At 71.0% G+C, this 25060-nt stretch carries 29 protein-coding genes; 11 read left to right on the forward strand and 18 right to left on the reverse strand.

What is annotated here, in order from left to right; translation table 11 throughout:
- Positions 1 to 87 precede the first annotated feature (87 nt).
- Both WME82_RS06445 and WME82_RS06450 read left to right on the forward strand, forming a co-directional pair.
- Entirely contained in the window at positions 88 to 627 is a 540-nt protein-coding gene (locus WME82_RS06445) for a hypothetical protein (RefSeq protein WP_438042096.1), read from the forward strand.
- Entirely contained in the window at positions 624 to 2051 is a 1428-nt protein-coding gene (locus WME82_RS06450; protein WP_438042097.1) for an MFS transporter, read from the forward strand. The genes WME82_RS06445 and WME82_RS06450 overlap by 4 nt, the downstream gene beginning before the upstream one ends.
- 36 nt (positions 2052 to 2087) lie before the next feature.
- Here the strand turns inward: WME82_RS06450 and WME82_RS06455 are convergent, their stop codons facing one another.
- From WME82_RS06455 to WME82_RS06470, 4 genes are all read right to left on the reverse strand, one after another.
- Entirely contained in the window at positions 2088 to 2702 is a 615-nt protein-coding gene (locus tag WME82_RS06455; protein ID WP_438042098.1) for a DNA-3-methyladenine glycosylase I, read from the reverse strand.
- A complete protein-coding gene (locus WME82_RS06460; RefSeq protein ID WP_438042099.1) occupies positions 2699 to 2995 on the reverse strand; it encodes a YciI family protein in 297 nt (98 codons plus the stop codon). Before WME82_RS06460 ends, WME82_RS06455 begins: the two co-directional genes overlap by 4 nt.
- Before the next feature lie 17 nt (positions 2996 to 3012).
- A complete protein-coding gene (locus WME82_RS06465; RefSeq protein WP_438042100.1) occupies positions 3013 to 3678 on the reverse strand; it encodes a TetR/AcrR family transcriptional regulator in 666 nt (221 codons plus the stop codon).
- Positions 3679 to 3879: 201 nt separating this feature from the next.
- Entirely contained in the window at positions 3880 to 4746 is an 867-nt protein-coding gene (locus WME82_RS06470) for a LysR family transcriptional regulator (protein ID WP_438042101.1), read from the reverse strand.
- 96 nt (positions 4747 to 4842) lie between these two features.
- On the opposite strand from WME82_RS06470, the gene WME82_RS06475 reads away from it, so the two are divergent.
- A complete protein-coding gene (locus WME82_RS06475) occupies positions 4843 to 5688 on the forward strand; it encodes a ketopantoate reductase family protein (protein ID WP_438042102.1) in 846 nt (281 codons plus the stop codon).
- 7 nt (positions 5689 to 5695) lie between these two features.
- Here WME82_RS06475 and WME82_RS06480 read toward each other — a convergent pair whose 3' ends face one another.
- The 3 genes from WME82_RS06480 to WME82_RS06490 all read right to left on the reverse strand — a co-directional run bounded on the left by WME82_RS06480 (position 5696) and on the right by WME82_RS06490 (position 7331).
- A complete protein-coding gene (locus WME82_RS06480) occupies positions 5696 to 6364 on the reverse strand; it encodes a glutathione S-transferase family protein (RefSeq protein WP_438042103.1) in 669 nt (222 codons plus the stop codon).
- 117 nt (positions 6365 to 6481) lie between these two features.
- The gene (locus tag WME82_RS06485; RefSeq protein ID WP_438042104.1) at positions 6482 to 6991 is read right to left on the reverse strand and encodes an SRPBCC family protein; all 510 of its coding nucleotides are present in this window, start codon (positions 6989 to 6991) and stop codon (positions 6482 to 6484) included.
- Positions 6992 to 7001: 10 nt separating this feature from the next.
- On the reverse strand, positions 7002 to 7331 hold the full coding sequence (locus tag WME82_RS06490; protein WP_437744628.1) for an ArsR/SmtB family transcription factor: 330 nt from the start codon (positions 7329 to 7331) through the stop codon (positions 7002 to 7004).
- 217 nt (positions 7332 to 7548) lie between these two features.
- On the opposite strand from WME82_RS06490, the gene WME82_RS06495 reads away from it, so the two are divergent.
- The 3 genes from WME82_RS06495 (at position 7549) to WME82_RS06505 (ending at position 8995) form a co-directional block, all read left to right on the forward strand.
- Positions 7549 to 8067: an SRPBCC family protein gene (locus WME82_RS06495; RefSeq protein ID WP_438042105.1), complete on the forward strand. Its 519-nt coding sequence runs from the start codon at positions 7549 to 7551 to the stop codon at positions 8065 to 8067.
- The gene (locus tag WME82_RS06500) at positions 8051 to 8410 is read left to right on the forward strand and encodes an ArsR/SmtB family transcription factor (RefSeq protein ID WP_437984795.1); all 360 of its coding nucleotides are present in this window, start codon (positions 8051 to 8053) and stop codon (positions 8408 to 8410) included. Before WME82_RS06495 ends, WME82_RS06500 begins: the two co-directional genes overlap by 17 nt.
- A gap of 93 nt (positions 8411 to 8503) precedes the next feature.
- Positions 8504 to 8995, forward strand: a complete 492-nt coding sequence (locus WME82_RS06505) for a Fur family transcriptional regulator (protein ID WP_437744631.1) — start codon at positions 8504 to 8506, stop codon at positions 8993 to 8995.
- Positions 8996 to 9306: 311 nt separating this feature from the next.
- On the opposite strand, the gene WME82_RS06510 is transcribed toward WME82_RS06505, so the two are convergent.
- The 5 genes from WME82_RS06510 to WME82_RS06530 all read right to left on the reverse strand — a co-directional run bounded on the left by WME82_RS06510 (position 9307) and on the right by WME82_RS06530 (position 13266).
- On the reverse strand, positions 9307 to 9537 hold the full coding sequence (locus WME82_RS06510; protein ID WP_438042106.1) for a hypothetical protein: 231 nt from the start codon (positions 9535 to 9537) through the stop codon (positions 9307 to 9309).
- Positions 9538 to 9694: 157 nt separating this feature from the next.
- Positions 9695 to 10471: an ABC transporter ATP-binding protein gene (locus tag WME82_RS06515; RefSeq protein WP_438042107.1), complete on the reverse strand. Its 777-nt coding sequence runs from the start codon at positions 10469 to 10471 to the stop codon at positions 9695 to 9697.
- The gene (locus WME82_RS06520) at positions 10471 to 11286 is read right to left on the reverse strand and encodes an ABC transporter permease (RefSeq protein WP_438042108.1); all 816 of its coding nucleotides are present in this window, start codon (positions 11284 to 11286) and stop codon (positions 10471 to 10473) included. The genes WME82_RS06515 and WME82_RS06520 overlap by 1 nt, the downstream gene beginning before the upstream one ends.
- Entirely contained in the window at positions 11283 to 12113 is an 831-nt protein-coding gene (gene modA / locus WME82_RS06525; protein WP_438042109.1) for a molybdate ABC transporter substrate-binding protein, read from the reverse strand. The genes WME82_RS06520 and modA overlap by 4 nt, the downstream gene beginning before the upstream one ends.
- Before the next feature lie 46 nt (positions 12114 to 12159).
- Positions 12160 to 13266, reverse strand: a complete 1107-nt coding sequence (locus WME82_RS06530; protein WP_438042110.1) for a substrate-binding domain-containing protein — start codon at positions 13264 to 13266, stop codon at positions 12160 to 12162.
- A gap of 257 nt (positions 13267 to 13523) precedes the next feature.
- On the opposite strand from WME82_RS06530, the gene WME82_RS06535 reads away from it, so the two are divergent.
- Positions 13524 to 14951 (forward strand): ATP-binding protein, encoded by a 1428-nt coding sequence (locus WME82_RS06535; protein WP_438042111.1) that lies wholly within the window; start codon positions 13524 to 13526, stop codon positions 14949 to 14951.
- Positions 14952 to 15005: 54 nt separating this feature from the next.
- On the opposite strand, the gene WME82_RS06540 is transcribed toward WME82_RS06535, so the two are convergent.
- Together WME82_RS06540 and WME82_RS06545 are read right to left on the reverse strand one after the other, a co-directional pair.
- Complete coding sequence (locus WME82_RS06540) at positions 15006 to 15548, reverse strand: GNAT family N-acetyltransferase (RefSeq protein ID WP_437744638.1); 543 nt, start codon at positions 15546 to 15548, stop codon at positions 15006 to 15008.
- Positions 15545 to 16828, reverse strand: coding sequence for a hypothetical protein (locus WME82_RS06545; RefSeq protein ID WP_438042112.1), 1284 nt, complete (start codon positions 16826 to 16828; stop codon positions 15545 to 15547). Before WME82_RS06545 ends, WME82_RS06540 begins: the two co-directional genes overlap by 4 nt.
- Positions 16829 to 16896: 68 nt before the next feature.
- Here WME82_RS06545 and WME82_RS06550 point away from each other — a divergent pair, with 68 nt between their 5' ends.
- Positions 16897 to 18474 carry a PLP-dependent aminotransferase family protein gene (locus WME82_RS06550; protein ID WP_438042113.1) on the forward strand — a complete coding sequence of 526 codons (1578 nt, stop codon included), beginning with the start codon at positions 16897 to 16899 and terminating at the stop codon, positions 18472 to 18474.
- 344 nt (positions 18475 to 18818) lie between these two features.
- Entirely contained in the window at positions 18819 to 19325 is a 507-nt protein-coding gene (locus tag WME82_RS06555; RefSeq protein WP_438042114.1) for a hypothetical protein, read from the forward strand.
- Positions 19326 to 19413: 88 nt separating this feature from the next.
- Here WME82_RS06555 and WME82_RS06560 read toward each other — a convergent pair whose 3' ends face one another.
- Entirely contained in the window at positions 19414 to 20160 is a 747-nt protein-coding gene (locus WME82_RS06560) for an SDR family oxidoreductase (RefSeq protein ID WP_438042115.1), read from the reverse strand.
- A 328-nt stretch (positions 20161 to 20488) separates the two neighbouring features.
- On the opposite strand from WME82_RS06560, the gene WME82_RS06565 reads away from it, so the two are divergent.
- On the forward strand, positions 20489 to 21199 hold the full coding sequence (locus WME82_RS06565; RefSeq protein WP_438042116.1) for a DUF3943 domain-containing protein: 711 nt from the start codon (positions 20489 to 20491) through the stop codon (positions 21197 to 21199).
- A 225-nt stretch (positions 21200 to 21424) separates the two neighbouring features.
- Here the strand turns inward: WME82_RS06565 and WME82_RS06570 are convergent, their stop codons facing one another.
- The 3 genes from WME82_RS06570 to WME82_RS06580 all read right to left on the reverse strand — a co-directional run bounded on the left by WME82_RS06570 (position 21425) and on the right by WME82_RS06580 (position 23908).
- On the reverse strand, positions 21425 to 22159 hold the full coding sequence (locus WME82_RS06570; protein WP_438042117.1) for a hypothetical protein: 735 nt from the start codon (positions 22157 to 22159) through the stop codon (positions 21425 to 21427).
- 83 nt (positions 22160 to 22242) lie between these two features.
- Positions 22243 to 22782, reverse strand: coding sequence for a hypothetical protein (locus tag WME82_RS06575; protein ID WP_438042118.1), 540 nt, complete (start codon positions 22780 to 22782; stop codon positions 22243 to 22245).
- Between the two features lie 850 nt (positions 22783 to 23632).
- On the reverse strand, positions 23633 to 23908 hold the full coding sequence (locus tag WME82_RS06580; RefSeq protein WP_438042119.1) for a barstar family protein: 276 nt from the start codon (positions 23906 to 23908) through the stop codon (positions 23633 to 23635).
- 432 nt (positions 23909 to 24340) lie between these two features.
- On the opposite strand from WME82_RS06580, the gene WME82_RS06585 reads away from it, so the two are divergent.
- Complete coding sequence (locus WME82_RS06585) at positions 24341 to 24928, forward strand: hypothetical protein (RefSeq protein ID WP_438042120.1); 588 nt, start codon at positions 24341 to 24343, stop codon at positions 24926 to 24928.
- Positions 24929 to 25060 lie beyond the last annotated feature (132 nt).

A 25060-nucleotide genomic window follows, 5' to 3' on the forward strand; every position in this document is an offset into this window, starting at 1 on the left:
GTTGCGCCTTCCGCAATCCGTGCCGGCGCTCTAGCTTCGACGTCGAAGGTCGGATCACCTCGATTCGAGCCGAGCCGGAGGCCACCCATGACCGAGAACGCCCTTGAACTGTTCGTCCATCGCACCCGCGCCAGCTGGGGACCGCTCAGCAGCGACCTTGTCGCCAGCTGTCGCAGCCACCTGGAACAGCTGGCGAAGGCGCACGCCGCCGAGCCCTGGCTCGCGGCGCTGCACGAGGAGGCGCCCGCGTCCAGGGAGCTCTACCGGGATGCGAAGCACGGCTTCGTGCTGCAGGCTCACACCGAGCAGGCCGGGCTCTATCGCCCGCCGCACGACCACGGCCGCGGCTGGGTGATCTACGCCCTGCAGCGCGGAGAGATCGCGATGTCGACCTACGCTCGCGTCGAGACCGGAGCCGGCGTCCAGCTGGTCAAGCGTGACGAGACGCTGCTGCGCGCCGGGCAGGCGCAGCTGTTCTTGCCGGGAGACATCCACGACACGCGCTGCGTCGCCGGCCCGGCGCTGCTGTTCCGCTTCACCGAGCGCGATCTCCGACAGGAAGATCAGGTCGCGCGGCGCGTGACCCGCTATGTCGAGCGCGACGGCGTCTGGACGGTGGGAACATGATGGCGCTGCGCACCTCGATCGCGGGCGCGCCCCTGCCGAGCGAGGCGCCCGATCAGGCGGCTTCCGGTGTGCAGGGCCCGGCGCGGGCGGAGGCGATCGCGTGCGTGCTCGCGGCCATGGTGCTTGTGGTGCTCTCCGCGGGCATCGCCAACGTGGCGCTGCCTGCGCTGGCGCACGCGTTCCAGGTGACGCCCGCCGCGTCGGTGCGCGTCGTCAGCGCCTACCAGCTCGGGCTGGTGATGGCTCTGTTGCCGTGCGCCGCGCTGGGCGAGAGCCTGGGCTATCGCGCCGTGTTCACGGCAGGCGTCGGGCTGTTCACGGGCGCGTCGGTGCTGTGTGCGCTGGCGCCATCGCTCCACTGGCTGGTCGCCGCGCGCTTTTTGCAGGGGCTCGGGGGCGCCGCCGTGATGGCGCTCGGGGTGGCGCTGCTGCGCTTCGTGGTTCCGCAGGCGCAGCTGGCAGCCGCCATCGGCTGGAACGCGCTCGCCGTGGCGCTGTCCTCGGCCGCGGCGCCCACGGTCGGCGCCGTGCTGCTCTCGAGCGCAAGCTGGCCCTGGCTGTTCGCCGTCAATCTTCCGCTCGGCGTGGCGGTGCTGCTCGCCTCGCGCGGCCTCCCCGAGGTCCCCGGCACGGCGCGGGCGCTGGACGCGACAAGCATGGCGCTGAACGCGGGGGCCTTCGGCGCGCTGATCGCAGGCGCGGAGCTGCTGCCGGCGGCGCCGGCGCTCGGGGCCGGCCTGCTCGCCGCGGCCGCCCTGAGCGCGACGCTGTTGCTCCGCCGCGAGCTGCCGAAGGAGGCGCCCCTGGTGCCGCTCGACCTGCTGCGCGGCCGTTCGTTTCGCGTCTCCGTGATCGCCTCGGTCGCGTGCTTCGCGGGACAGGCCTCGGCGCTGGTCGCGCTGCCCTTCTATCTGCGGCACGGCTTTGGCCAAGAGGCTCTGAGCACCGGGCTGCTGATCACGCCCTGGCCGCTGAGCGTGGCCCTCCTGGCGCCCGTCGCGGGCCGCCTCGCCGACCGCATCTCGACGGCCTGGCTGTGCGCGACGGGCGCGGGGTGTCTCGCGCTGGGGCTCGCTGCGCTCGCGCTGTCGCCGGCGCAAGGCAGCGCGCTTTCGCTGGTGCCGTTCGTGGCGCTGTGCGGCGCGGGCTTTGGCCTGTTCCAGGTGCCGAACAACCGCAACATGTTCCTCGCGGCGCCGCGCGCGCGGAGCGCCGCCGCGGGCGGCATGCAGGGCACCGCGCGGCTGGCCGGCCAGACGGCGGGCGCTGTCGTCATGACCTTGCTCTTCACGCTCATGCCAGTAGATGCCGCGCCGCGCATCGGCCTCGGTATCGGCGCCGCGCTGACGCTGAGCGCCGGGATCGTCAGCGCGCTGCGCGCTGGCTCGCACCGCAGCCATGACGGTGAGCGGATCGGCAGCTGAAAGCCGCGGTGTCTTGACCGTGACGGATACGAGCTGTCAGCGTCGGGGGCGCTTGAATCGCTCGCGCGAGCGCTCGACGTCTCCTCGGATGACGCAGCCCTCGACGTGATCGTTCACCAGCCCCATCGCCTGCATGAACGCGTACACCGTCGTGGGGCCGACGAACTTCCAGCCGAGCTTCTTCAGGTCCTTCGAGAGGGCGACCGACTCCGGTGACGTCGATACGGTCTGCGGGCGCGCGAGCCGCTCCGCGGCGGGCTCGTAGCGCCAGACGAACGCCGCCAGCGAGCCCTCGCGCGCGACGAGCTCTCTGGCGCATCGCGCGTTGTGGATGACCGCCTCGATCTTGCCGCGGTGGCGGATGATCCGCTCATCTCCGAGGAGCCGCTCGACGTCTCGCCCGGTGAAGCGGGCGATCTCGTCGACGTCGAAGCCGTGGAACACCTCGCGGAAGCTCTCACGCTTGGCGAGGACGGTGCGCCAGCTCAACCCGGACTGGAAGCCCTCGAGGCTCAGCTTCTCGAACAGCCGGCGGTCGTCGCTGACAGGAAACCCCCACTCGCGATCGTGATAGTCGATGAACTCCGGCGCCGCGCCGGACCAGCGGCAACGCGCTCGACCATCGGGTCCCACGATCGTCGCGGCGCTCATGGCGCGTCGCCTCGCAGGAACCCGAGCCGCTCGTCGACGCGAGACGGCGCGATCTCGAGGATCTCGGCGCTGACGACGCCCGCGGTGACGAACGGATCGCCGTTCACCCTGTCGCGGAGCTCGTCCATCGTGGTCCGATGCGCGAGGATCCCGCCGCCGCCGTGGGGCTTCAGGCTCCCGACCAGCACGAACACGCCTTCGTCGAAGCCACGCCGGATCCAGGCGTTGTGTTGCTCCATGTGCAGGCTGGCTTGACCCTTGTTGTCGGAGAACTTGAGAAGGACAAGAAACACGGCGCATGCTCCTGGGGTTACGGCTCACGTCTGCCGCCGGGGCGGCCACGTGTCGTCTTGCGTTGCGTCGCCTGGAGCCCCCGCTCTGACCGAGCGTCGGGGCCGGGCGGGCCGGCGCTGGTCGTCAGCGACAGCAACCACGCGTGCATCTGCTCCACTTCCTGCGCGATGAAGGTCTCGTCGTGGAAGGCGCTCGCCAGCGTGGCCACCCCCTGGCTCCGGGCCAGGAGGTGCATCGCGAGCTGATCGGCGTCGTCCGCCCGGCCGAGCAGGACGAACTGCCGACTCAGCCACGTCCGGAAGAGCGTGAACAGCCGGTTGGCTCCCGGTCGAGAAGGGTGGTCGAGCTTTGCGAGCTCAGCGCACAGGGTGCCAACGGGGCAACCGTATCGTTTGATGCTGGCGCGGTTCGCGATCAGGATACCGATGAAGCTACGTATGCGGTCCGCGGGGCTGTTCCCCTCGATCTCCCACCGATCGAGCATCTGCCGCGTGCTCGCGAGGCGCTCGTCGATCACCGCATCCAGGATCTCGTCCTTCGTCTTGAAGTGGTAATAGAAGTTGCCGCGTGAAATACCGACGGCCTCCGCGATATCAGCGAAGGATGTGTGCTCGTAGCCCCGTCGATAGAAGAGACCATCCGCCGCTTGAACGATCTGAGCGCGCGTCGTCGGGTTGCTCACAGCGTCGCCTCGCCGGACGGCCGCTGTCGCAGCCGCGGAGAGTCGATCTGGTAGGACGATTGTCCTAGGATGTCAAGCGTCGCTGCGTCCGCGCTGCCACGACTCGGGGCGCCAGCGGGCACGGGCGCGGACCGGCGGCGCCTGCAGCACCACCCCGCCGTCGCGCCGGTCGACACGCTGGAGCGGCGCGAGGGCCCGCTGTCATCCACGAGCGGCGGCCCCGGTCGTGTACTCCGCGAACAGCTCGCTCAACGCTTTCGCCATCGCGCGCATGCGCGGCGCCTGGCGCAGCTCTCGATGCATCACGACGTAGAACGGGACCGACGGACCCGCGGCGTCGAGCGCCACGGGCTCCAGACCCGGAAGATCGACGCCGGCCGCGTGCACGACGAGGCCCATGCCTGCCCGCGCTGCCTCGATCCGCGTCTCCACGGCGTTCGAACGAAGCGGGAAGTTCTGCGCGCCGCGCTCCACGAGCCAGTGGAAGGGGCCGAGTCCCTGGGTGACTCGCTCATCGACGATGAAGCGCTGGCCTGTGTAGTCGTCTCTCGTGACCAGGCGTCCGGGCAGATGCGCTGCCAGGTAAGCGGCGCTCGCGTACAGAGCCGGCTTGACCTCGCCGACGCGCTTCTCGATGAGCACGTTCGAGGCCGAACGACCCCCGCGGAGCCCGATGTCGGCCTCGCGCTCCGCCAGATCGACGAGCCGCGACTCGACCGACACCTCGACGATGGTCGTCTGGTCCTGCTCCCAGCATCGCCGCGCTGCCTGGGCTGCCACGGCGCCAAACCCCTCCGGCACGGAGAGGCGCACGGTGCCAGCTCGCTCACGATCGTGCGCCCCGAGCGCTTGCTCGAACCCGGCGGCGATGTTCACGAGCGCGAGGGCCTCGCGTTCCAGCCGCACCCCGTGGCTCGTCCGGTGGACGACGGAGCGCCCGAGCGCGCGCTCGAGCGTCGAGACGCGCCGCATGACCGTGGAGGCCGACATGCCGAGGCGCTGTCCGGCCGCGAGGAAGCTCCCGCGGCGGTGGACCTCGAGCAGCACACGACAATCGTCCCAGTCCATGGGACGACCCTGCCACCCCGACGGATCTTCGTCCATGCAAAACGGGTTTGTACCCGCGCAAAACCCCCGTGATGCGGCGCAGGTTATGCTGTCTCCATGAAAATGGCAGTGCTCGGTACAGGAGCCATCGGCAGTACATTCGCTTACCAGCTGGTTAAAGCCGGCCACGAGGTCACGGCCGTCGCGCGCGGCGCGCGGCTGGAGCGCCTGCGGGAAGACCGCGCCATTGTTCTGAGCGATGGCGCGCGCGCCGCTGTGGCCGTCGCCGGCACGCTCGACCCGAGCGTCCCGTACGATCTCGTGCTCGTGACGGTGCTGGCGCCTCAGGTCGACAGCGTCTTACCCGCGCTGCGACAGAGCGCCGCGAGACACATCATGTTCATGTTCAACACCTTCGAGCCGCTGGATCGACTGCGGGACGCGGTGGGCGCCGAGCGCTTCTCGTTCGGCTTCCCCGGCGGCGTGCTCGCGCATCTCATCGACGGCAAGCTGCGGAGGCGCATCCTGCCCGGCACCACCGTGGGCAATGCGGCCTGGGCGAAGGTGTTCGGCGCTGCAGGGATCCCGACCGTGACCAGCGCCGATATGCACGGATGGTTGCGCTCGCACGCCGCCATGGTGATCCCCCTCATGTCGATCGGCGTCGTCGTGGCGCACCGGAACGCCGGCATCACCTGGCGTGAGGCGCGCCGCTACGCCGCCGCGCTCGCCCAGGGGTTTCACATCGTGCGCGGCCTGGGCCACGCCATCGAGCCCACCGTGGTGGCGCTGCTCAGCCGTCTGCCGCGCACGCTCACCACCGGCTTGTTGTGGCTCATGAGCCGCACCCAGGAGCTCCGGAACCTCGGCGCGCTCGGCGCCGCGGAGCCCCGGATGCTCATCGACATGATGGCGACCGCGGTGCCGAATGAGGCCGCCGAGCTGCTGGCGATCCGCCCGTAGACTGGAGCTAGTCGCGATCGGCCGGCGCGCCGCCCGGGAAGTAGTGGCGGTAGGGTCGGCCGCCCTCCACGGCGCGATCGACGGACGGGCGCTCGCGCAGACGGCGGTAGTAGGCGCGCAGGTTGGGGCGGTCGTCGAAGGGGTGGACCCAGTCGGCGTAGAACAGCGACGGGGCGGCGGCGCAGTCGGCGAGGGTGAAGGCGTCGCCTGTCGCCCAGGTCCGGCCGGCGAGCTCGCCGTCGAGCCAGGCGTAGACCTTGTCCAGGGCGGCGCGGGCCTGAACCTCCCCGTACTCATCGCGCGGGTTGGACTGCATCTCGCGGATGCGGTTGTTCACGATCACCTGCATCGTATTCATGACGTAGTTGTCGAAGATGCGGTCGAACATCCGCGCCTGGAGCGCGGCGGCCGGATCGCGCGGGATCAGGCGGGCAGGACCCGGATGGGTCTGGTCGAGCCACTCGACAACGATGGTCGCCTCCCACAGGGCGAGGTCATCGACCCTGAGCACGGGGAACTTGCCGAGCGGCCAGAGCGCCGCCACCTCGGCGCCGGCCTGCGGGTTGGAAGGCTCCAGCACGCGCAGCTCGAAAGGGACGTGCTTTTCGTAGAAGGCGATGAATGCCTTCTGGGAGTAGGACGAGAAGGGGTGGGCGTAGAGGATCGGTGTCGTCATGGTGGCCTTGCTGCTTCGCGTGTCTGCGAGCGGTTCGTGTCTGCAAGCGTCCGGCGAGACCGTCGAGCGTTCCATCGGAGCGCCCGAAATTCTCGCAAAATCAGCCGGATCGATGTTCTAGCCGGGCCTCTGCGCGCCCCTCGCCAGCTCCTCGCCGAGCGCGTCCAGCATCTGGAGCCAGCTCGGGTGCGCGCCGGTCCGGCGAGCGAGCGCCTCGCTCACGTTCTGCTCGAGCCTCACGAGCGTCCGCCCGTTTCGCTCGACGAAGGTGATCGACACGAGCGTCTCCTCGGGCCAGTCCCGGTCGTGCCCCTGGCTCTCGGAGGAGACGGGATTCCCGTTCGCGTCAGCGATCCGCATGGTGAACGCGAGCCGCTCCGGCCGCACGACCTCGCGGTAGACACCGATGGTCCAGCAATCGCCGAACTGCGGGTTGTGGATGCACGAGTGGAAGCCCCCTCCCGGTCGGACGTCGATCCGCGCGAAGCGGATGGTGCACCCCCGCGGCGCGAACCAGCGCGCCAGCAGGTCGGGGTTCGTCCACGCATCGAACACCACGTCGCGCGGAAAATCGAACGTGCGCTCGATGAGGACTGTGGGCTCATGAGGGGTTTGAGAAAATTGCATCGTGACGTGATCACCCTTTCTTCGGCGGATGCAGCTCGTGCAGGAGGTCGTCCAGGCGGCCGAACGCCTCGTCCCAGTGCTGCCGGTACTGCTCGACCCAGCTCGCCACCTCCCGCATCGGCGCGGGATTGAGCTGGCAAACGTGCTGCCGCCCGTCGCGCCGCTTCTCGATCAGACCCGCTCGTTCCAGGGTTGCCAGGTGCTTGGAGATGGCCTGTTGCGAGATCTGAAACGGCTGCGCCAGCTCGTGCACCGACGCAGGCCCCGTCTTGAGCCGCACGAGGATCGCGCGCCGGGTGGCGTCGCTCAGGGCGGCCAGGGTCGTGCTCAGCGAATCCACAACCGTATGGTTGTGGATAGGCTCCCGGAAGTCAAGCGAAGGTCTTCCACCTCGAGATCTCGAGGTGGAAGACCCCCTGAAGGCGTCGTCGGACGCAAGGCTGGAGCTCGCCCGCCTTGCTGGCGCCGGACGCCACGGTCGCGCTGTGCGGATGATGTGCAATCAAATGGTTGCACTTCGTTGCGCTGCTTGGTATTGTGCATCCAGGAGGTTGCACATGGCATCGACGGACAGGATCGAGAAGCGGGTCACGCTGCGCGCGCCCGTGTCACGCGTGTGGCGGGCGATCGCCGACGCCCGGGAGTTCGGGCGCTGGTTCGGGATCGAGCTCGAGGGCGAGTTCGTCGCGGGCAAGACGCTCACCGGCACGTTCGGCGAGGAGCTCAACGAAGCCGCCATCATCGACTACCAGAAGAGCCGCGGTCTCCGGCCCTCGAAGGTGAAGCTCCCCGAGAAGGGCGCGGTGTTCTGCACGGTGGAGCGCATCGAGCCGGAGCGGTACTTCAGCTTTCGCTGGATCCCGTATGGCATCGACGCCGAGGCCGACCCGGACAACGAGCCGACGACGCTCGTCGAGTTCCGCCTCGAGGGGGTCGCTGAAGGCACCCTGCTCACCATCGTGGAGTCCGGCTTCGCCCGCGTGCCGTCGCATCGACGCGAGCGCGCGTTCCGCATGAACGAGGGGGGATGGGCCGCTCAGGCCGAGAACATCGCGAAGTATGTCGAAAGCGTGTGAACCGGCGGTCGCTGACGTCTTCTTCGCCCTCGGCGACGGGACGCGGCTGTCGGTGGTGACCCGGCTCGGCGCCGGAGGGGCGCTGTCGGCGACCGCGCTCTCCGACGGAGCGAAGGTGACGCGGCAGGCGATCGTGAAGCACCTCCGGGTGCTCGAGGGCGCGGGCCTCGTGACGCACGAGCGGCGTGGCCGCGAGGTCCTGTACGCGCTCGAGCCGCGGCGGATCGAGGAAGCCCGCGTGTTCCTCGACGGCATCTCCGCAGGCTGGGATCGCGCGCTCGAGCGGCTGCGCCGGATGGTCGAGGAGCCGTCGCCTCCGCCGAGGAAACGGGAAACGCGATAGAAGAGCGGCTTATCGGCGAGGTCCTGACCGAAGCTCCGCCGAGGTGCTGGGCCAGCGTTGACCATCTTGCGAACGGTTCGTATAGTTCCCCGCGTGCGCCATGTGACCCAGCCGCCCGCGCTCGACGAGGCCGGCCTCGAGCGGGCGCTGGAGCGGCTGCGGCGCACGGTGCGGCAGCGCGGCCTGAAGGGGTCGTCGGTCCGCGACTCCATCGCGCGCGCGGCGCTCCTCAGGCGAGGCCACTTCTCGGTCGACGACCTGCTGAAGGAGCTCCGCGAGAGCGGCGTCGTCGATGCCCACCCCGCCACGGTCTACCGGGTCCTACCCCTCCTGGTTGAAGCGGGGCTCCTCCAGATGACGCTCGTGTCGAAGGGCGACGGCGCGCGGTACGAGCGAGCGTTCGAGCGTGAACATCACGACCATCTGATCTGCACACGCTGCGGCAAGGTCGTGGAGTTCGAGTTCGAGGCGATCGAGGTTCTTCAGCGCGATGTCGCGGAGAGATTCGGCTTCCGCTTGACGGGCCACGTCCACGAGCTGCTCGGGGTCTGCAAGGACTGCAGCGCTGCCGGCGTCGAGGGCTGACGCGCGAGAGGCGCCCTGCCGGCGCCGCAGCGCGACCGGATCACCGGCGTGCCCGACCGCGAGGCAGGCGGCGTACATGAGCAGCGACCCGGACACCGCCGTCAGGTAGCCAGGCCACTCGATCCAGCCGGCGCTCAGGGCGACGAACGCGCCGACGAAGCCGAACATCGCCGCGCAGCCGGCCACGGCGACCCACCGGCCAAGGCGCCCCATGGCCGCGCACGCGAGCCCCCGGACCCGCACGCCGAACGTCCCCCAGGGCCCGTCCAGCGGAAGATCCGTCGAGGCCGCGCGCGCGAGCGCCCGGGCCCTCACGCGACACCTCGCCTCACGACGCTCATCACCTCGGTCGTCCTCCGCGCGTGGAGCTCCGCGGAGGCCTCTCCGAGCACGGCCCACAACGCCTCCAGGCTGGAATCGTCGAGCCGGACGGAGACGGGGCCGAGGTGAATCGAGATACCCCCGCAGTCCAAGCACCGCTGGACGTGCGCGACGCCGTTGTACGCGAGGGTTTCGTGACGACAGTCCTTCGGGTTTGACAAGTCGACCTCCCGAGCGAGACGGTAACGCGAATGATTATCATTTTCAACATGATCGCGCTGGGTGGCGACTGTGACTGGGTGGCGACTGACCGACGGATGGCCTCGCGACCGGAGATCCGGCCGTGACAGGGGGTCTTCGCTGCTCCTTGCTGAATTTTCAGGCTGAATCCGCGCTCGAGGAGGGCGGCGCGTCGCCGGCGCTGCGCGCCGAGGCGACGAACTCCTCCACGAAGGGCGACGCCGGTCGGGCGGAGAGCTCCTCCCAGGTGCCTGCCTGCGTCACGCGCCCTGCCTCGAGGACGGCGATGCGATCTCCCAGGAGCCGCGCGTCCGTGGCGTCGTGCGTGACGACGACGGTGGGGAGGGCGAGCGTCCGCAGGTAGTCCGAGAGGAACGCCCGGACCTCGCGGCGCGAGTGGACGTCGAGCGCGGCGAGCGGCTCGTCGAGGAGCAGCGCCCGCGGGCTCACGGAGAGCGCGCGCGCGAGCGCCACACGCTGCTTCTCGCCCCCGGAGAGCGCCTGTGTACGCCGGTGCGCGTGCGCGGCGATGCCGAGGTCGTCGAGCATGGCGTCGACGACCTCGGCGTCGGCCGCGCGCCCCCGCCGCGCGGGATCGCTCCGCACCGCGAACGCGACGTTCTCACGGACGCTGAGGTGCGGGAACAGCGCGTAGTCCTGGGGCACATAGCCGATCCCGCGCTGCTCGACGGGCACGTCGATCCCGGCCGCCGTGTCGAGGAGCACCGCCTCGCCGACCTCCACGCGCCCTCGCTCCACGGGCAAGATGCCCAGGAGGAGCGAGAGCAAGGTCGTCTTCCCGGCGCCGTTCGGCCCCACCAGGACGAGCGACCCGCCGCCGGTGTCGAGATCGGCGTCGATGCGCAGGCGCCCGATGCGCGCGGTCACGCGGGCGCGGAGGCGCTCCGCCGCCATCACCGCGCCGCCTCGGGGCGCTCGGCCTCGGTGGAGCGCCCCAGCACGGCCCGCACGAACAGGAGCAGCGTGAACGCCACGACGACAAGGACCATCGACAGCGCCTGCGCGGCGCGCAGCTCCGACTCGAGCGCCGTGTAGATGGCGAGCGGCAGCGTCTGCGTCCGCCCCTCCAGGTTGCCGGCGAACATGAGCGTCGCGCCGAACTCGCCGAGGGAGCGGGCCCAGCTCATCGCGGCCCCCGCGGCGAGCCCAGGGGCCGAGAGCGGCAGCGCCACGCGGAAGAACACCCGGAGCGGCGACGCGCCGAAGGTCCGCGCCACCACGAGGAGCCTCGCGTCGACCCTCCGGAACGCGCTGGTCGCCGCCTGCACGAAGAACGGCGCCGAGACGAACACCTCGGCGACGACGACCGCCGTCGTCGTGAACGAGACGGACCACCCCACGGGGTAGAGCCACCCGGCGAGGAGCCCGCGGCGGCCGAACGCGAGCAGCATCGCGACGCCGGCGACCGCGGGCGGGACGACGATGGGCAGCTGCACCACCGTCTCGACCGCGCGCGAGAGCCGCCCGCGCGAGCGCGCCAGCGTCCAGGCGAGCGGCGTCCCCAGGACGACCACGACGGCGAGGCTCGCGGAGGTCGTCAGGAGGCTCAGGCGCAGCGCGGGCCACACGAGGGGGTGGCGGAGCCCCTGCGCGACGTCCCCCGCCGTGGCCGTCGCGAACAAGGCCAGGATCGGGACGGCCAGGAAGGCCACGAGGACCGCGCCGACCGCGGCCAGGGCGACCCGCTCCGCGCGGAGGCGCCCGCTCACCGAGGCGCGCCCCCGCCGGAAGGCACCAGGAACCCGGCGCGCCACAGCGCCGTCCGGCCGGCCTCCGACGTCACGAGATCGATCCACGCGCGCGCGTGCCCGGGGTGCGCGGCGCCGGACACGACGGCGATCGGGTACTCGGCGAGGACGTTGACCTCGGGCGGGATCGCGACGACGACCACGCCGTCCTGCGCGGCCTGCGCGTCCGTCCTGTAGACAACGCCCGCCTGCGCTTCCCCGAGGCGCACCTTGGCGAGCACCTGCCGCGCGTTGGGCTCGCGCGAGGCGACCCTGGACTCCACGCGCGCGCGGAAATCCGCGCCCAGGGACGCCGACGCGCGATCGAGGATCTGCAGCGTGTAGCGGCCGATCGGGACCTCGGGGGTGCCGATGACGATGCGGGTCGCGGCGGGGAGGTCGGCGAGCCTCCGGACGATCGCGGCGCTCTCGCTCGCGACGACGAGGACGAGCTCGTTGCGCGCGAAGACGACGGGGCCCGCGGCGCGCTGGGATCTCACGAGCTCGTCCATGTGGCGCTGATCCGCCGAGGCGAACACGTCGGCCGCGGCGCCGTGCTCGAGCTGCGTGCGGAGCTCCTGCGTGCCGGCGAAGTTGAACGTGACCTCGACGCCCGGATAAGAGCGCTTGAAGTCCTCTCCCAGCGCGGTGAACACGTCCCGGAGGGAGGCGGCGGCGAAGACGACGAGCCTGTCCTCCCGCTGTGCGGACGCCGGCGGAGGGCGCTCGCAGCCGCCGAGGACGGCGAGGCACGCCGCGAGGATCAGGAGGGGGAGGGCGCGCACCAGCTGTCGTCGGGGGCAATTCATCCGGGAGACTCCTCTGTTCCGTCGTTCCCTGGCTCGGTCCGCGCCGTCATGCCGCTCGCACCTCGGCGACCCGCTCGCCCGCCTGCCGAGCGTCGTAGGCGAGCGCCGAGAGCTCACGGCGGAACTCCCCTGAGACGAGGACGTCGAGCAGGCGCTGCACCCTGCCGTCATCGAGCCCCTCGCGCGGGACAGCGAGGTCGTAGCGCTCCTCGGCCAGGGGCACGAAGCCGAGCCCGAACGCCATCGCCGCGTCGCGCGTCGCGACGCCGGTGTCCGCCGCGCCCATCGCCACGGCGCGCGCGACGTCGAGGTGGCCGGCGACCCGCAGGTGCGGCTTGCGCGCGAGCTCGAGCGGCAGCCCGTGGCCGCGGACCTCGCGCTCGAGGAGCCGCTGGGCGCCGGCGCCCGCCTCGCGGCCGGCGAGGCGCAGGCCGGGGAGATCGAGGTCGGCCACGCCGCGGATGCGGCCGGCGTCCTCGCGGCGAACGAGGAGGCCCGCCTCCCAGCGCGCCAGCGTGATGAGGACGATCGGCTCGGCGTGTCCGAGCCGGCGGACATCGGCGACGTTCGCCTCGCCGGTGCGCGCGTCGACGAGGTGGACGCCCGCGACGTGGGTCCGCTGCCGGGCCAGCGCCTGGAGGGCCGCGGTGCTCGAGCGGGGGAACCAGAGGAACCGCCCCGGCCCCGGCCTCGTGTTGAGCCGGTCGGCGAGCAACCCGAGGCCGGCCGCGCAGCCCATCACGACGACGTTCTCCTCGACCTCGGCGAGCGCCCGGAGCGGCTCGACGACAGCCCTCCCGCGCCGCTCGCCGGTCACGATGCCGTCCGCGGCCATCCGCACCGCGTCCTGCTCGAGGGGGTAGGAGACCCAGCGGTCCGCGATGCGCGCGACCGCGGCGCGGCCCAGCGCCGCCGGAGCGTCGGTCTCGGTCGCGAGGTCCGCCGCCGCGCTCGGCTCCCCGAAGAGGACCTCGACCGAGCAGTCGAGGGCGCTCGCGAGGCGTAGCGCGACGTCGACCGCCGGGGTCGCGCGGCCCGCCTCGATGGCGCCCACGCTCTGCCTCGTGAGGCGGGCGCGTTCGGCGAGCGCCACCTGGGACAGCCCGCGCGCCTCGCGCCGCGCGCGAACCCGGTTCGCCGCTCGGTCCGTCATGACGCACACTCTTTACACCGAGGAACGCTTGCTTGTCATCCGTCGGCGGCCCGAGGTGCCCCTCGTCCCCTCGACAGGTCGAGCCGCCTCGCTCGTCGCGCGTCGTCCTGCCACGCTCCCGCTCGCCGCCGGAGCGCGTCTCGCCGTGCTGTGTGGCGCCGGGGCGCCTTGCTCTTCGCGCAACGCGGCCTAGCCTTCGCGAAGTGGCTCAGCCCCACGGATCTGCCGACGCCCGCCGAGAGGACGGAACTTCGGTCATGCCGACGCGGACGCGCTTCGAGGCCACGGCGAGGATGGGTTACGCCATCCTCACCCTGCTCCTGGCGCTCGGCATGGCGTTCTCGGTGCGGCGCTTCTCGTCCGTGGCCGAGGCTCAGATCGATCGGCTACGCGCCAAAGAGCACGAGATCACGCTCGCTGAGCGGCTCCGGTGGAGCAGCGAGCTCATCGTGTCTGACGGCAGGGGCTACCTCATCTCCGGCGATCGCGAGCTCCTCGAGCAGGCGAAGAGCGCCAGGGCGCGCTTCGAAGAGCACGTCAGCGCGCTTCGAGACCGGGAGCTCAGCCCGACCGGTCTCCAGCGGGTGGCCGAGGTCGAGCAGGCGGCCAGGCACTTCGTCCGGATTCAGGAAGAGCTGCTCGCCGCCCGGCAGCGGACCGGCGACGCGAGCGAGCTCGTGCGTCGATTCGATGAGGAGCTGAGGCCGCGTCACCGCGATCTCGAGGGCTCCCTCGCCCGCCTCGTCGACCATAAGCAAGACCTCCTCAAGCAGCTCTACGATGACGCGAAGGCGGAGCGAGCCCGGCTGGAGCTGTGGCTCGAGGGCCTGCTGGGCTTGCTGGTGCTGGCCGGCCTGGGGATCGCCTGGTACTTCACGAAGCTCCTCGGCGGCCCGTACCACAAGGCGCGGGAGGCGCGCGACGCCGCGCGCCTGGCGCTGGCGGCCCGCGACGAGCTCATGGGCATCGTGGCCCACGATCTGCGCAACCCGCTCGGCGCCATCGCGCTGAAGGCCGCGTGGCTGCGGAGGGGCGCCGACTCCGAGCGAACACGGCAGCAAGCGGAGTCGATCGAGCACGTCTCGCTGCGGATGGAGCACCTCATCAGGACGATGCTCGACGTGACGACGATGCAAGCCTCCAGGTTCTCGGTGACGCCGAAGCCGTGCGCGGTGGAGGATCTCCTGCACGAGACCATGGAGATGTTCGGGCCGCTCTCCGAGTCGAAGCAGGTCCGGTTCGAGCAATCCCTGAAGGAGCCCGGGCTCGTGATCCGCGCGGAGTGGGAGCGCGTGCTCCAGGTGCTGTCGAACCTCCTCGGGAACGCGCTGAAATTCACGCCCAAGAGCGGCCAGGTGACCCTCTCGGTGGACCGGGACGGGGCGATGGCCCGCTTCGCCGTCCTCGACTCGGGGCCGGGGATCCCACCCCAGAACCTCACGAGCATCTTCGAGCGGTTCTGGAAGGACGAGACGCCCGGGAAGAAGGGCACCGGCCTCGGGCTCTACATCGCCAAGGGGATCGTCGACGCGCACGGCGGCCGCATCTGGGTGGAGAGCGAGGTCGGGCAGGGGGCCCGGTTCTACTTCACGCTCCCCATCGCCGAGGCGGCGGGGCACGAGGCGCCCGCGGCGGCAGAGGCGCCCGCGCCCTCGGCGGGAGGCGAGGGCCGCCCGCGCGGGTGAGGCGTCGATCCACGCGGCGCGCGGCGCGCGGCGGCGCCCGTGCCGCCCGGCGCTTCACGGCTGCCCGCCGGCCAGCGCGTCCTCCCGGACGCGCGCGTAGAGCAGCACATCGCCGAGCCGCCCGTCCTTCACGACGTGGCGGCGCATCCGCGCCTCGAGCGCGTAACCCGCCTTCTCGAGCACGCGGGCGGACGCCCCGTTCCAGTCGAAGACGCCGGCCTGGATGCGCTCGAGGCCCAGCTGCTCGAAGCCGTACCGCGTCAGCGCGATCACCGCCTCGGTCGCCAGCCCGCGGCCCCAGTAGGCCGCGCCGAGCCAGTAGCCGAGCTCCGCGGTGTGCCGGTGCACGTCGTCGAGGCGCTCGAGGCCGATGCCGCCGGCCGCCTCGCCGGCGACCACGATCGCCAGGGCCTCGCCGGGCCGCGCGCGCGCCGCGCAGTGGGCGATCCAGCCCTCGGCGTCGTCGCGCGTGTACGGGTGCGGAAAGCGATCGCGGAGGTTCGCCCAGACGCGGCGGTCGTTCGCGTTCTTCACGAGCGCGTCGACGTCGACCGCCGCCCAGGGACGCAGGGTGAACGCGGGCATCTCGAGGATCATGGCGTCTTTCCCTCCGGTCGAGCCTCGCCGGCCCGAGCCTCCGATCGATCGAAGAGCTTCACGAGGATCTCGCTCCCGATGCCGGTCGCGACCATCCGCTCGCGGCGGTTCGAGAGCAGCGCGCCGAGCCACGGCAAGGCGCCGCCGTCCCCGAGCGGGAGCTCGAGGCCGTCGTCCCGGCGGACGACGAGCTGGATGAACGGCCCGGCGTAGTAGCCGAGCCCCTGCAGCCGCCCGAGATCGTGCACGACCTCGACCTCGGGGCGCGCGCGGGCGAGCGGCTCGCTGACCTCGGCGACCCAGCGCTCGGCGCGCGCGAGGAGCTCGGGGCGGAGGCCGAGGGACCGCGCGGCCCCCACGAGATCCGCCGCGCGCCGCGGCAGATCGACGCCGGCCTCGCGCAGGGCCGCCTCGGATGACCCGGGCTCGTGCGCCTTCGCGCGCCGCGCCATCGCGTCCGCGTCGACTCCGCGCGCGCCGAGGCTCGCGCGGACCAGCGACGTGTCGGAGAGCACGACGCGCAGCCCCGCGGCGCGGAAGCCCGCGTGAGGCAGCGCGCGGACGAGGTCCGCCCAGACGACGAGGTGCTCGAGCAGGGCGCGCCGCTCGCACGCGTCGTCCTCGCCGCGGGCCGGCGAGCGGGCCGCCGTCACGAGGGCGAACAGGCGGAAGTGCGGCGTGAAGCCCGGCTGGGTCGTGGGCTGCATGCGCAGGACGCGCTGGCTCGCGCAGAACCGCAGCGGCTCTCCGCCCCGGCTCCCGCGCCGGCGCCGCGCGGCGTGCAGCGCGAGCCCCGTCGTGGGATCCGCGGCGACCTCGGCGAAGCGGACCGTCGCGAGCACGTTGTTCGGCTCGACGCCCGCGCACGCCGTGGCGCCGAGCGGCCCGATCGGGGCGAGATCCACCGCCTCGAAGCCCGCCGCCGCCGCGTACGCCGCCGCGTCGAGGGCGTGCAGCCGCCGGGCGTCCGCCGTCGAGGCGTGCGTCATGGGCGCGCGCTCCGCGTGATCGAGGACGTCGGCGAAGCTCCGCCGCAGCGCGCGCCGGCGCAGGCAATGGAGCAGGAGCGTGGTCAGCTCGTTGCCCGGGAGGTCCTCGGCGAGGAGCCGATCGAGCGGCTGACCGGCGTGCGCCTCGGCCGCCCGGCGGGCGATGCGCGACGAGAGCTCGCCCGTCTTGCCGTCTTCGAGCGGCCGCCGCGGGGGAGCGGTGGGCCGCTCGCGGGCGGTGGGCCGCTCGCGGGCGGTCAACAGCGTCGTGAGGTCATCGGCGGTGGGCATGGCTGGCTCCTCGTCGACACGGTGCCCGGGATCTGGCACCCTGGAAAGGTCCAGATCCGCCGGTTTCGATGGTGCCAGCGCGCTTCGCCTCTCACGCCGCCCACGCCTTCCTCCACCTGCAGCGCGGCGCGCCGGCGACGCTGGCCGCCCAGCTGGTCGAGCAGCTGCGCCGCGCCGTGCTGGACGGCGTCCTCCAGCCCGATCACCTGCTCCCGTCGTCCCACGAGCTCGCGCGGGAGCTCGGCGTGTCGCGCAACACCGCTGTGGCGGCGTACGAGGCGCTGGCCGCGGATGGCACCATCGTGGTGCGCCCTCGGCGGGCGCCGGTCGTCGCGCACGTGCCGGCGCGCGCGGGGTGGCAGAGCGCCGCCCGCGTCCAGCCGGCGGCGGCCGCGCCGCGCACGTCGAAGAGCGCGCGGCGGCTCTCGGCGGTGGTGCCCCCCGACAAGCTCGACGCGCTCCTCGGCAGCCGCGCGCGGTCGCGCCCGTTCGGCGTCGGCCTGCCGGACCTCGAGCTGCTCCCGTGGCGCATCTTCGAGCGGTGCCTCGCGCGCCGCGTCCGCTCGATGTCGGCGGCCGACGCGCTCGACCACGATCCGCGGGGCGCGCCGCTGCTCCGGCGCGCGGTGCTCCACCACATCGCGGTGGCCCGCGGCGTGCGCGCGACGGTCGACCAGGTGTTCATCACGGAGGGATCCCAGGCCGCGGTGGACCTGTGCTGCCGCGCGCTGCTCGATCCGGGCGACGCCGCCTGGGTGGAGGACCCGGGGCCGCTGGCCCTCCGCGCGGCGGTGCGCATGGCGGGCGCGCGGCCGATCCCGATCCCGGTCGACGAGGACGGGCTCCGGGGGCACGCCGGCGCGCATCGACGTCGGGGCGCTCCGCGCGCGCGGGTCGCCTTCGTGTCGCCGGCCTACGCGTTCCCCTCGGGGGCGCGGCTCACGCTGCCGCGGCGCATCGAGCTCCTGTCGTGGGCCGCCAGGGCGGGCGCCGCCGTCGTCGAGATCGACTACGAGGGCGAGCTGCGGTTCGACGGCACCCCGCTGCCCTCGCTCCTCAGCCTCGACCTCGAGGGCGTGAAGGATCGCGTGATCCACGTGGGGACCTTCAGCCGCTCGCTGTTCCCGGGCCTGCGGCTCGGCTTCATGATCGTGCCGCCCGCGCTGGTGCGCGCCGTGGCCATGGTGCGCGCGGCGTCGACGCGCTCGCCGCCCTACCTGCTGCAGGCCGCGCTCGCCGATTTCATCGACGAGGGCCACTTCGCGCGCCACCTCAGGAAGCTGAAGCAGGCGACGCGGCGCCGGCGCGACCTCTTGCTCGCGGAGCTCGGGCTGCTCTTGCCGAGCGCCGTCCGGGCGCGGGCGCCCGCGGGGGGCTCGGTGCTGACGCTCGACCTGCCCGCGGGCGTGGACGACGTCGCCATCGTCCAGGCGCTCGCGGCGCGGGGCGTGGACGCGCAGCCGCTCTCGCGCAGCACGGCGGCGCGCGCTTCGGCCCGCGCGCCGCGCGCGCCCGGGCTCATCCTGGGGTTCGGCGCGCACTCGGAGGGCGCGCTCCGGGATGCGGCGCGGACGCTGGCGGCCGTGGTGAGCGAGGCGATCGGCGCGGGCGAGGCCGGCGCATGGCCGGGGTCGCCGCCGCGATAGGACTTGTCCCCCAGGGACGCGGTACCGCCCGTCGTGAGCGAGCGCCGCGCCCACCGCCGCGCCGTACGAGCAGGGCTCGTCCGCGATCCGGCCCGCTGGTCCGGGCGCGTTCCGGAGAGCACGCCGATGCAGGCCATCGCCGTGTCACCGCCTGCCACACCTGACACCTGTCACACCCGGTCGGTGTGGCAGGCCCTCCGGCGTCGCAGGACGGGCGCGCGAGCGCCGAAAGCAGGAGCGGACCGCGCGCACGCGGAGATCGCGCGGGTCCTCGCCGCGAGGACGGGCTGGCATCGAAGTCGCAATCCGCGAGACCCGTGACCTCGTAGACGGAGGAGACGCTCATGCTGCTCAAGAAGATCGTGGGGATGTCCGTGCTCATGCTGTCGGTCGGCTCGGCTGGAGCCTGTGGCGGGCTCGAAGGCTCGAAGGGGACCGACGTGGAGGAGGTCGAGGCGTTCGCCGGCCCGATCGAAAACGAATATCAAGGGTTCGGGTGCGTTCCCGTGGCCATGTCGATGTTCGAGATGGAGGCGTACGGCGTCGGCTCGTCCTGTGCCCTCATCGGGCGGAAGAAGAACGCCGAGAGCCGCGCGATCGACGCGCTCGAGGCCCACGCGGAGAACGAGTGTGAGGCGATCCGGGACGATAACCCGGAGGTCTGGGACATCCTCTGTCGGGAGATCTGCGAGTTCAACGGGTACGACGAGACGACCGGCACGGGGATGTGCTCGTACGAGGTGACGGACACGGACACGTGGGAAGAATCCGGCTGTGCCATCGGCTCGCGGCAATACAACCAGCAGGAGGCCACCGTCCAGTGCGGCTGCGACTGCCTCATGGACCTCTGAGGCCGAGCGCGCGAGCGGCCCGGCTTCGCCCCTGGCAGGGCGATGCAGCGACGTCGCCAGTCCCTGGCCGAACGGCTGGCGGGCGGAGCTAGCGGCCGCCGGCGACGTCCAGGAGGGAGCCGGTGCAGTAGGAGGACTCGCTGGAGGCGAGCCACAGGATGGCGCGCGCGACCTCCTCGGGGCTGCCGGCGCGGCCCAGCGGCAGGCTGGCCTGGAGCCGCTCGACCCGCCCTGGATCGCCGCCGCTCGCGTGGATGTCGGTGTCGATGATGCCGGGCCTGACGGCGTTGACCCGGATCCCCTCGGCGGCGACCTCCTTCGCGAGGCCGATCGTGAGCGTGTCGACGGCGGCCTTCGAGGCGGCGTAGTCGATGTACTCGCCCGGGGAGCCGAGCTGCGACGCCCGCGAGGAGACGTTCACGATGGCGCCGCCCTTGCCGCCGCGGAGCGTCGACATGCGCCGGACCGCCTCGCGCGCGCACAGGAAGCTGCCGACGACGTTGGTCGAGAGGATGCGCTCCACCCGCGCCGCGGTCATGTCCTCGAGGCGCGCCTGCCGGTCGAGCACGCCCGCGTTGTTGACGAGCGCCGCGATCGGGCCGAGGTCGCGGTCGACGCTCTGGAACAGGCGCACGACGTCCTCTTCGCGGCTCACGTCGGCCGCGATCGCGAGGGCGACGCCGCCGTGCGCGCGGATCTCGTCGACCACCCTCGCCGCGGCGCCCTCGTCGCGCAGGTAGCTCACGGCGACCGCGTAGCCTCGGCTCGCGGCGAGCAGCGCGGTGGCGGCGCCGATCCCGCGGCTGCCGCCCGTGATGAGCATGATGTCGGCCATGGCGCGGGAGCCTACGCGAGCCCGCGGCGAGGCGGGGTGCTGTGAGGCTCGCGGTCGCGCTGGAGCGCTGAGCAGCTTGGAAACCAGAGAAATGAGCCGCCAAAACGCCAAGCACGCCAAGCAAGCCAAGAAGACATGAAGATGAGCCGCCGAGTCGTCAGGAAGACAAGAAGATGAGCCGCCAGGTCGCCAGGAAGACACCAAAATCTTGGCGTCCCTGGCGACCTGGCGGCTCAACTTCTTGCTGTTTGCATGCGGCTTCGACCCGCTGGTCGCTCTAGACTCGAGTCTGGTCGCCGCACCCACCGCGCGCCGCGGCCGCTCCCCGATGGCCCCGATCCGCCTGTGCGCTGCCGCTTTGCTCGCCGTCCTCGTCGCCGCGTGCGCCGGCCGGACCACGGCGGTTCCTCCGGCCGAGCCGGCCTTTCCGCCTGGCCTCCCGGCCCCCTTGCCGGAGCGCGCGCCTGCCGCGGGGGAGCCCCAGGCGTCACCACGTGCTGCCGCGGCCGAGGCCGTGGAGCCCGCCTGGGCGCCGCCGATCGTGCACACGCTGGCCGTGCTCACGGTGACCCGCAGCGTCGAGGCGGTGCTGTGGCCCGAGCCCTTCGCCGACCTTCGCGCGGAGCGATGGGGATACCACTATGGCGAGGCGCTCACGAAGCCGCCGCTCTTCGACGCCGCTCAGCCCGCCTTCCGGTGGGATCACGACCCGTGGCCGATCAACGTGGTCGGCCACGGCCTGCTCGGGAGCGAGATGTACCTCAGGGCGCGGATATGCCGCTTCGGCGCCCCGGCCGCGCTCGCGTTCGCCATCGCCGGAACCCACCTCTGGGAGTACGGCTACGAGGCCAACGGCGTCCGGCCCTCGGCGCTCGATCTTGTCTACACGCCGCTCGCCGGGGTCCTCCTGGGCGAGCTCCGGTACGCGACCTGGCGCGCGGCGGGGGGCATCGAGAGCGCGCCGGCGCGCCTGATCCTGCGCGCGCTCATGGATCCGTTCGGCGAGATCGAGCGGGGCGCCGGGGTCTTCGACTGCTAGTCTCGAGGTGGGCACAGCTGCCCGACACCGGGCAGCTGTGCCCACGTCGAGACTACAGCGGTTTCCGCCCACCTCTGCACCATGCAGAGCAGAGCGGCGGTCTCCCGCACAGGAGACGGGCCCAGATCGGCGTCTTCGGCGCGCAAGCGCACTCCGGTGCGCTGAGCACCGAAAACGTCGAGGTGGGCCCGTATCCGAAGCGGGTGACCGTCGCTCCAGGACCTGTCAGCAGAGATACGCGTAGAAGTTCCCGAGGGCGCGAAGCGACTCGATCACTTCCTGCTTGCCGCCCGCCAGAGCCGATTGCCTCCAGCGAATCGCTCTGTCGAGCATGGCTGCAATCCTCCGCTCAAGCTCGGGATCCCTCATGAGCGGCGCCCAGAGAAGCATGCCTGCGCCGCCGACACCTGCGCCACCGTATGCGACCCAGCTGGCGGGATTCTCCCGCCGGAACTGGAGCAGAAACCTGTGAGCCGATCCGTCAGAGAACTCCAGACTGTTGATGGTGCCTGAGCGCCACGTGACCAGGTCAGCCACGTCGAGCCCGTTCATCACCGTCGAGCGCCAGGTTGCTCCCAGGTCACTCGAGCTCCTGACGGCCTCGGGAATGAGCCCGTCACCAGCGTTGAGCTCCACCGATGGCAGCACTCCCACGAAAGCCCAGGTGCCGAACAATGCGCCGCGACGGTGTGAGCCTCGCAGGAGGTCCCCACAGTCGCAGCGGATCGTCCACCGCCCATCGTCCAACCGCACCGGCTTGCCGATGAGCGATGCGAGCGGCAGGCCACAGGCGTCGCACGCCGTGGGAGGTCGCCAACCGGGAACACCCTTGCGCGCGCCGAACGGAAGCCGCGAGAAACAATTGTCGCACAGGGTAGTGCCTGCCAGCTGGACGCTTCCCGCGGTAAACGGGCATTCGATGTGCGCATTGTGCAAGCCGGTCGCTGTCGCGCCTTCCAAGTGCCCACTCCTTTGCCGAACTTGGGGCTAGGAAATCGAGACGCGACTCGAAAGTCAAGCTCCTTGCCTCTGGTTCGGGATGTTCACTCGATTTCTACGCAGATGGCATCACCGAGCTCGCGAGAGTCGGTCGCGCGGACGCCGCAGCCGTAACCTGGACCGTCGATGGATCCCCCTCCACCGATCCTCGCAATCCCCCAGTACCCGACGTGAGTGCATATTTCATCCGAGTACGCGGAGGCGGTAGCGAAATCCACGTGCTCGAAGCCTTCCAGGCACTGATCTCCGCCTCTCACTACCGCGAAGGTGGTCCCGTCAATCTCAAAGAGCTGGTAGTTGGGCTTGCAGAGGATGTAGTCCAGCTCGCGGGTATCGTCGGCGTGCTGCTGGCAGTTGTTCCACGGGCCATCTATCGAGGACCCGTCTGCGATACGAAAGACCCCTGAATAGGGGAGCTCATCGCAGCGGGCGAAGAACGTCCAGAAGGCGTCGAGTGGGGTCAACGGTGTGTACCCTACGGGGCAAGATTCTCCTTCGTATACTCCGAACTCCAGCGCCTGAGCTTGAGCCGGTGCGCTCAGCGAGATGCCTCCGGCGACAAGGCCGCAGATCAGGGCACCCATGGGCATCGTGTGACAGAAGTGTTTCATTTGTTCGCCAATGTGTTGTTATGATGGGTTATGTTTCCAGGCCAAGCGCGTGGTCGTGCGCAGGCGTTCCTTGGTGCATCCTGGTCACGCCGCAAGATGCCCCGTGGGCTCCGCAGTGGAGAGCCCGCTCCGTGCTTCATCGGCCAGCGCGGAGGCATCATTCTCAGAAGCGGAAACGCTGTCAATGTCTAAACGGGCGTGTTGTTTTCGTGGATATCTCTGATTGGAATGGAATTGGCAATCTGATCCCAGTTACCCGGTCAGTGGAACAGGCCTTGCCTTTCGTCGAGCTCTGCAATTCGCTCGTGGGTCCCGGAGCTCGGCGAGGCGCGTGCCGCTCGCGATGTCGTCTCCCTTCACGGCAATCGCCAGCCTCGAAGAGCCGCAGCGCCCGCGCTCGATCTTCGCGCTGGAAGGACGCGCCCGGAGCATCGCGGCGAATCAGCGAGGGCAGGTTCCATCCGCCGTGATGTCCTCTGCACCGGCGGAGCCACATGATGAGCCCGCTGCAGCCCGAGGTGCGGAGGCAGGCGCATCCCACCCGCCCCGCATCCGCGCCGGGATCACGTCCAGAGTATGCGGCGACACGGCGGGCGACGCCAGACGGCGGGCTGGAACGGCGGCGTTCGAGAAATGAAACAGTGCTATCGAGCGCAGGGCGCCGCCTCCGCGCAGCGTCGCGCCGTACCCTGCGTGGCCATCGCCCCGCAGGAAGGTCGATTCGTGTGAGGACCGCCACGACCTCCCCGCGCTCCTGCAACACCAGGTCCTGTGACATTCAGCCGCGGCGGGAGGCCGTCGGCCGGGATGGCGGGGCAGAAGGCTACTCAAGTGTGACCTTCACAAAGGTGGACCGACTGGCGATGTCGCGCAATGCTTGAACAAACTGCCCATCGCGGAGTCGATCCAATGACCGTGTGTTGACGAGCTTGAGCTCACATTCGCCCGGCCACCCAGGACCGCCGTTCAGGCCGTCCCAGAAGGCGTCAAGGTTCCGACCAAAGTACGCCGCACCTTCCGGCTCTGCCGCAATGACGTACGCGGACCAGAAGTCAGCTTCTGTCTGGACGGGGCCGCAGTCAACAACGATGGATCGCATGCCTTCTCACTGTTCCTCGATGGGTCAACCGAAGCCGCCGGACCAGGTCTGTCGAGCTCGTCGCCTCTCGTGGCCTCCCCCACGAAAGGTCTCATGAATCGGCTCTGCGCCGCAAGGCCCCGATGCTGTCCAGCGCCATGGGGTAGGTCCGTCGAGCACCGGCGGCAGTCGACGCGTCTCCAGCGGGCCGGGGCGCCCTCCGCCGCCGCATCGCCCGCGACGAAGGGCCCGCGGCATCACCGGTTCCACCGTACAGCCACGCTGTACGCGCTGGTTGACATCGAGCACCTCACGCGATCCGCCTCCCTCCTTGAAAAGTGACGCTGTATCGACAACTTATCCATCTGTCGAAGGGCCGCTCTCGCGCCACGGCCTGCGGGCTTCGCTGTCGCTCTGGCGCCCGCTGCTGAACGACGGTATTGGGGATCGAAGATGCATCCCGCCTTCGCCGTCATTCAATTCGGTCCCTTTGCGAGCGCCTACCACTCGGCAGCGATGACCCCGGAGTTCAAGGAGGCGCTCGGCGCATTTCTGGAGAAGGAATTGCTGCCGCAGGTCGAACAGCCTTTCGACTCGACGAGCGGAGCCTTGGTGGCGGCCTACGACGCCGAAAGGTACTGCGGTCCGAACAGCGCGGTCCGCGACATCTACAAGTTTGAGTTCGCGTTCCATCGTTCGTCGGGCGATGACACGATCGAGGTCGAGCTGGTGTTCCATGCGCAGGCCAGGGCGTTCTCCGCAAGAAGGAGCAAGCCGCTCTACCTCTGGACTCCCGCCCGCCGCGATCGATACCAGGCGGAAGGTCGACAGCTCCAGCACCTCTGCAGTTGCATCGCGAGGCACGAGGGCGTGGAGGCCGTTTGCCCCTTGTGTTCGGCGGTGCTGAGCGTCCACGATTCGCCAAACCTGTTTGATGTGAGCTGCCCGAGCCGCTGCTTCAAGTACAACGTTCACCGAGATCCGGCGGACGGGCAGTTCCTGCACGGTCACTTCTTCCGGAAGGAGCCCGGTGATGTCTGACCCCGCTCCTGTCGGATGTCGCGCAGCTGGTAGACGCCGCCGTCCTCACGCCGATCTTCCTTGTGGTGAGGGCATGAGACGTCGGACGGCCACCGACGTTGCCAACCGACGATGTCGACCATCGCGAGCCTT

Origin of the sequence: Sorangium sp. So ce128 (genome assembly GCF_051525245.1) — a bacterium.
GTDB lineage: Bacteria > Myxococcota_A > Polyangia > Polyangiales > Polyangiaceae > Sorangium > Sorangium cellulosum_B.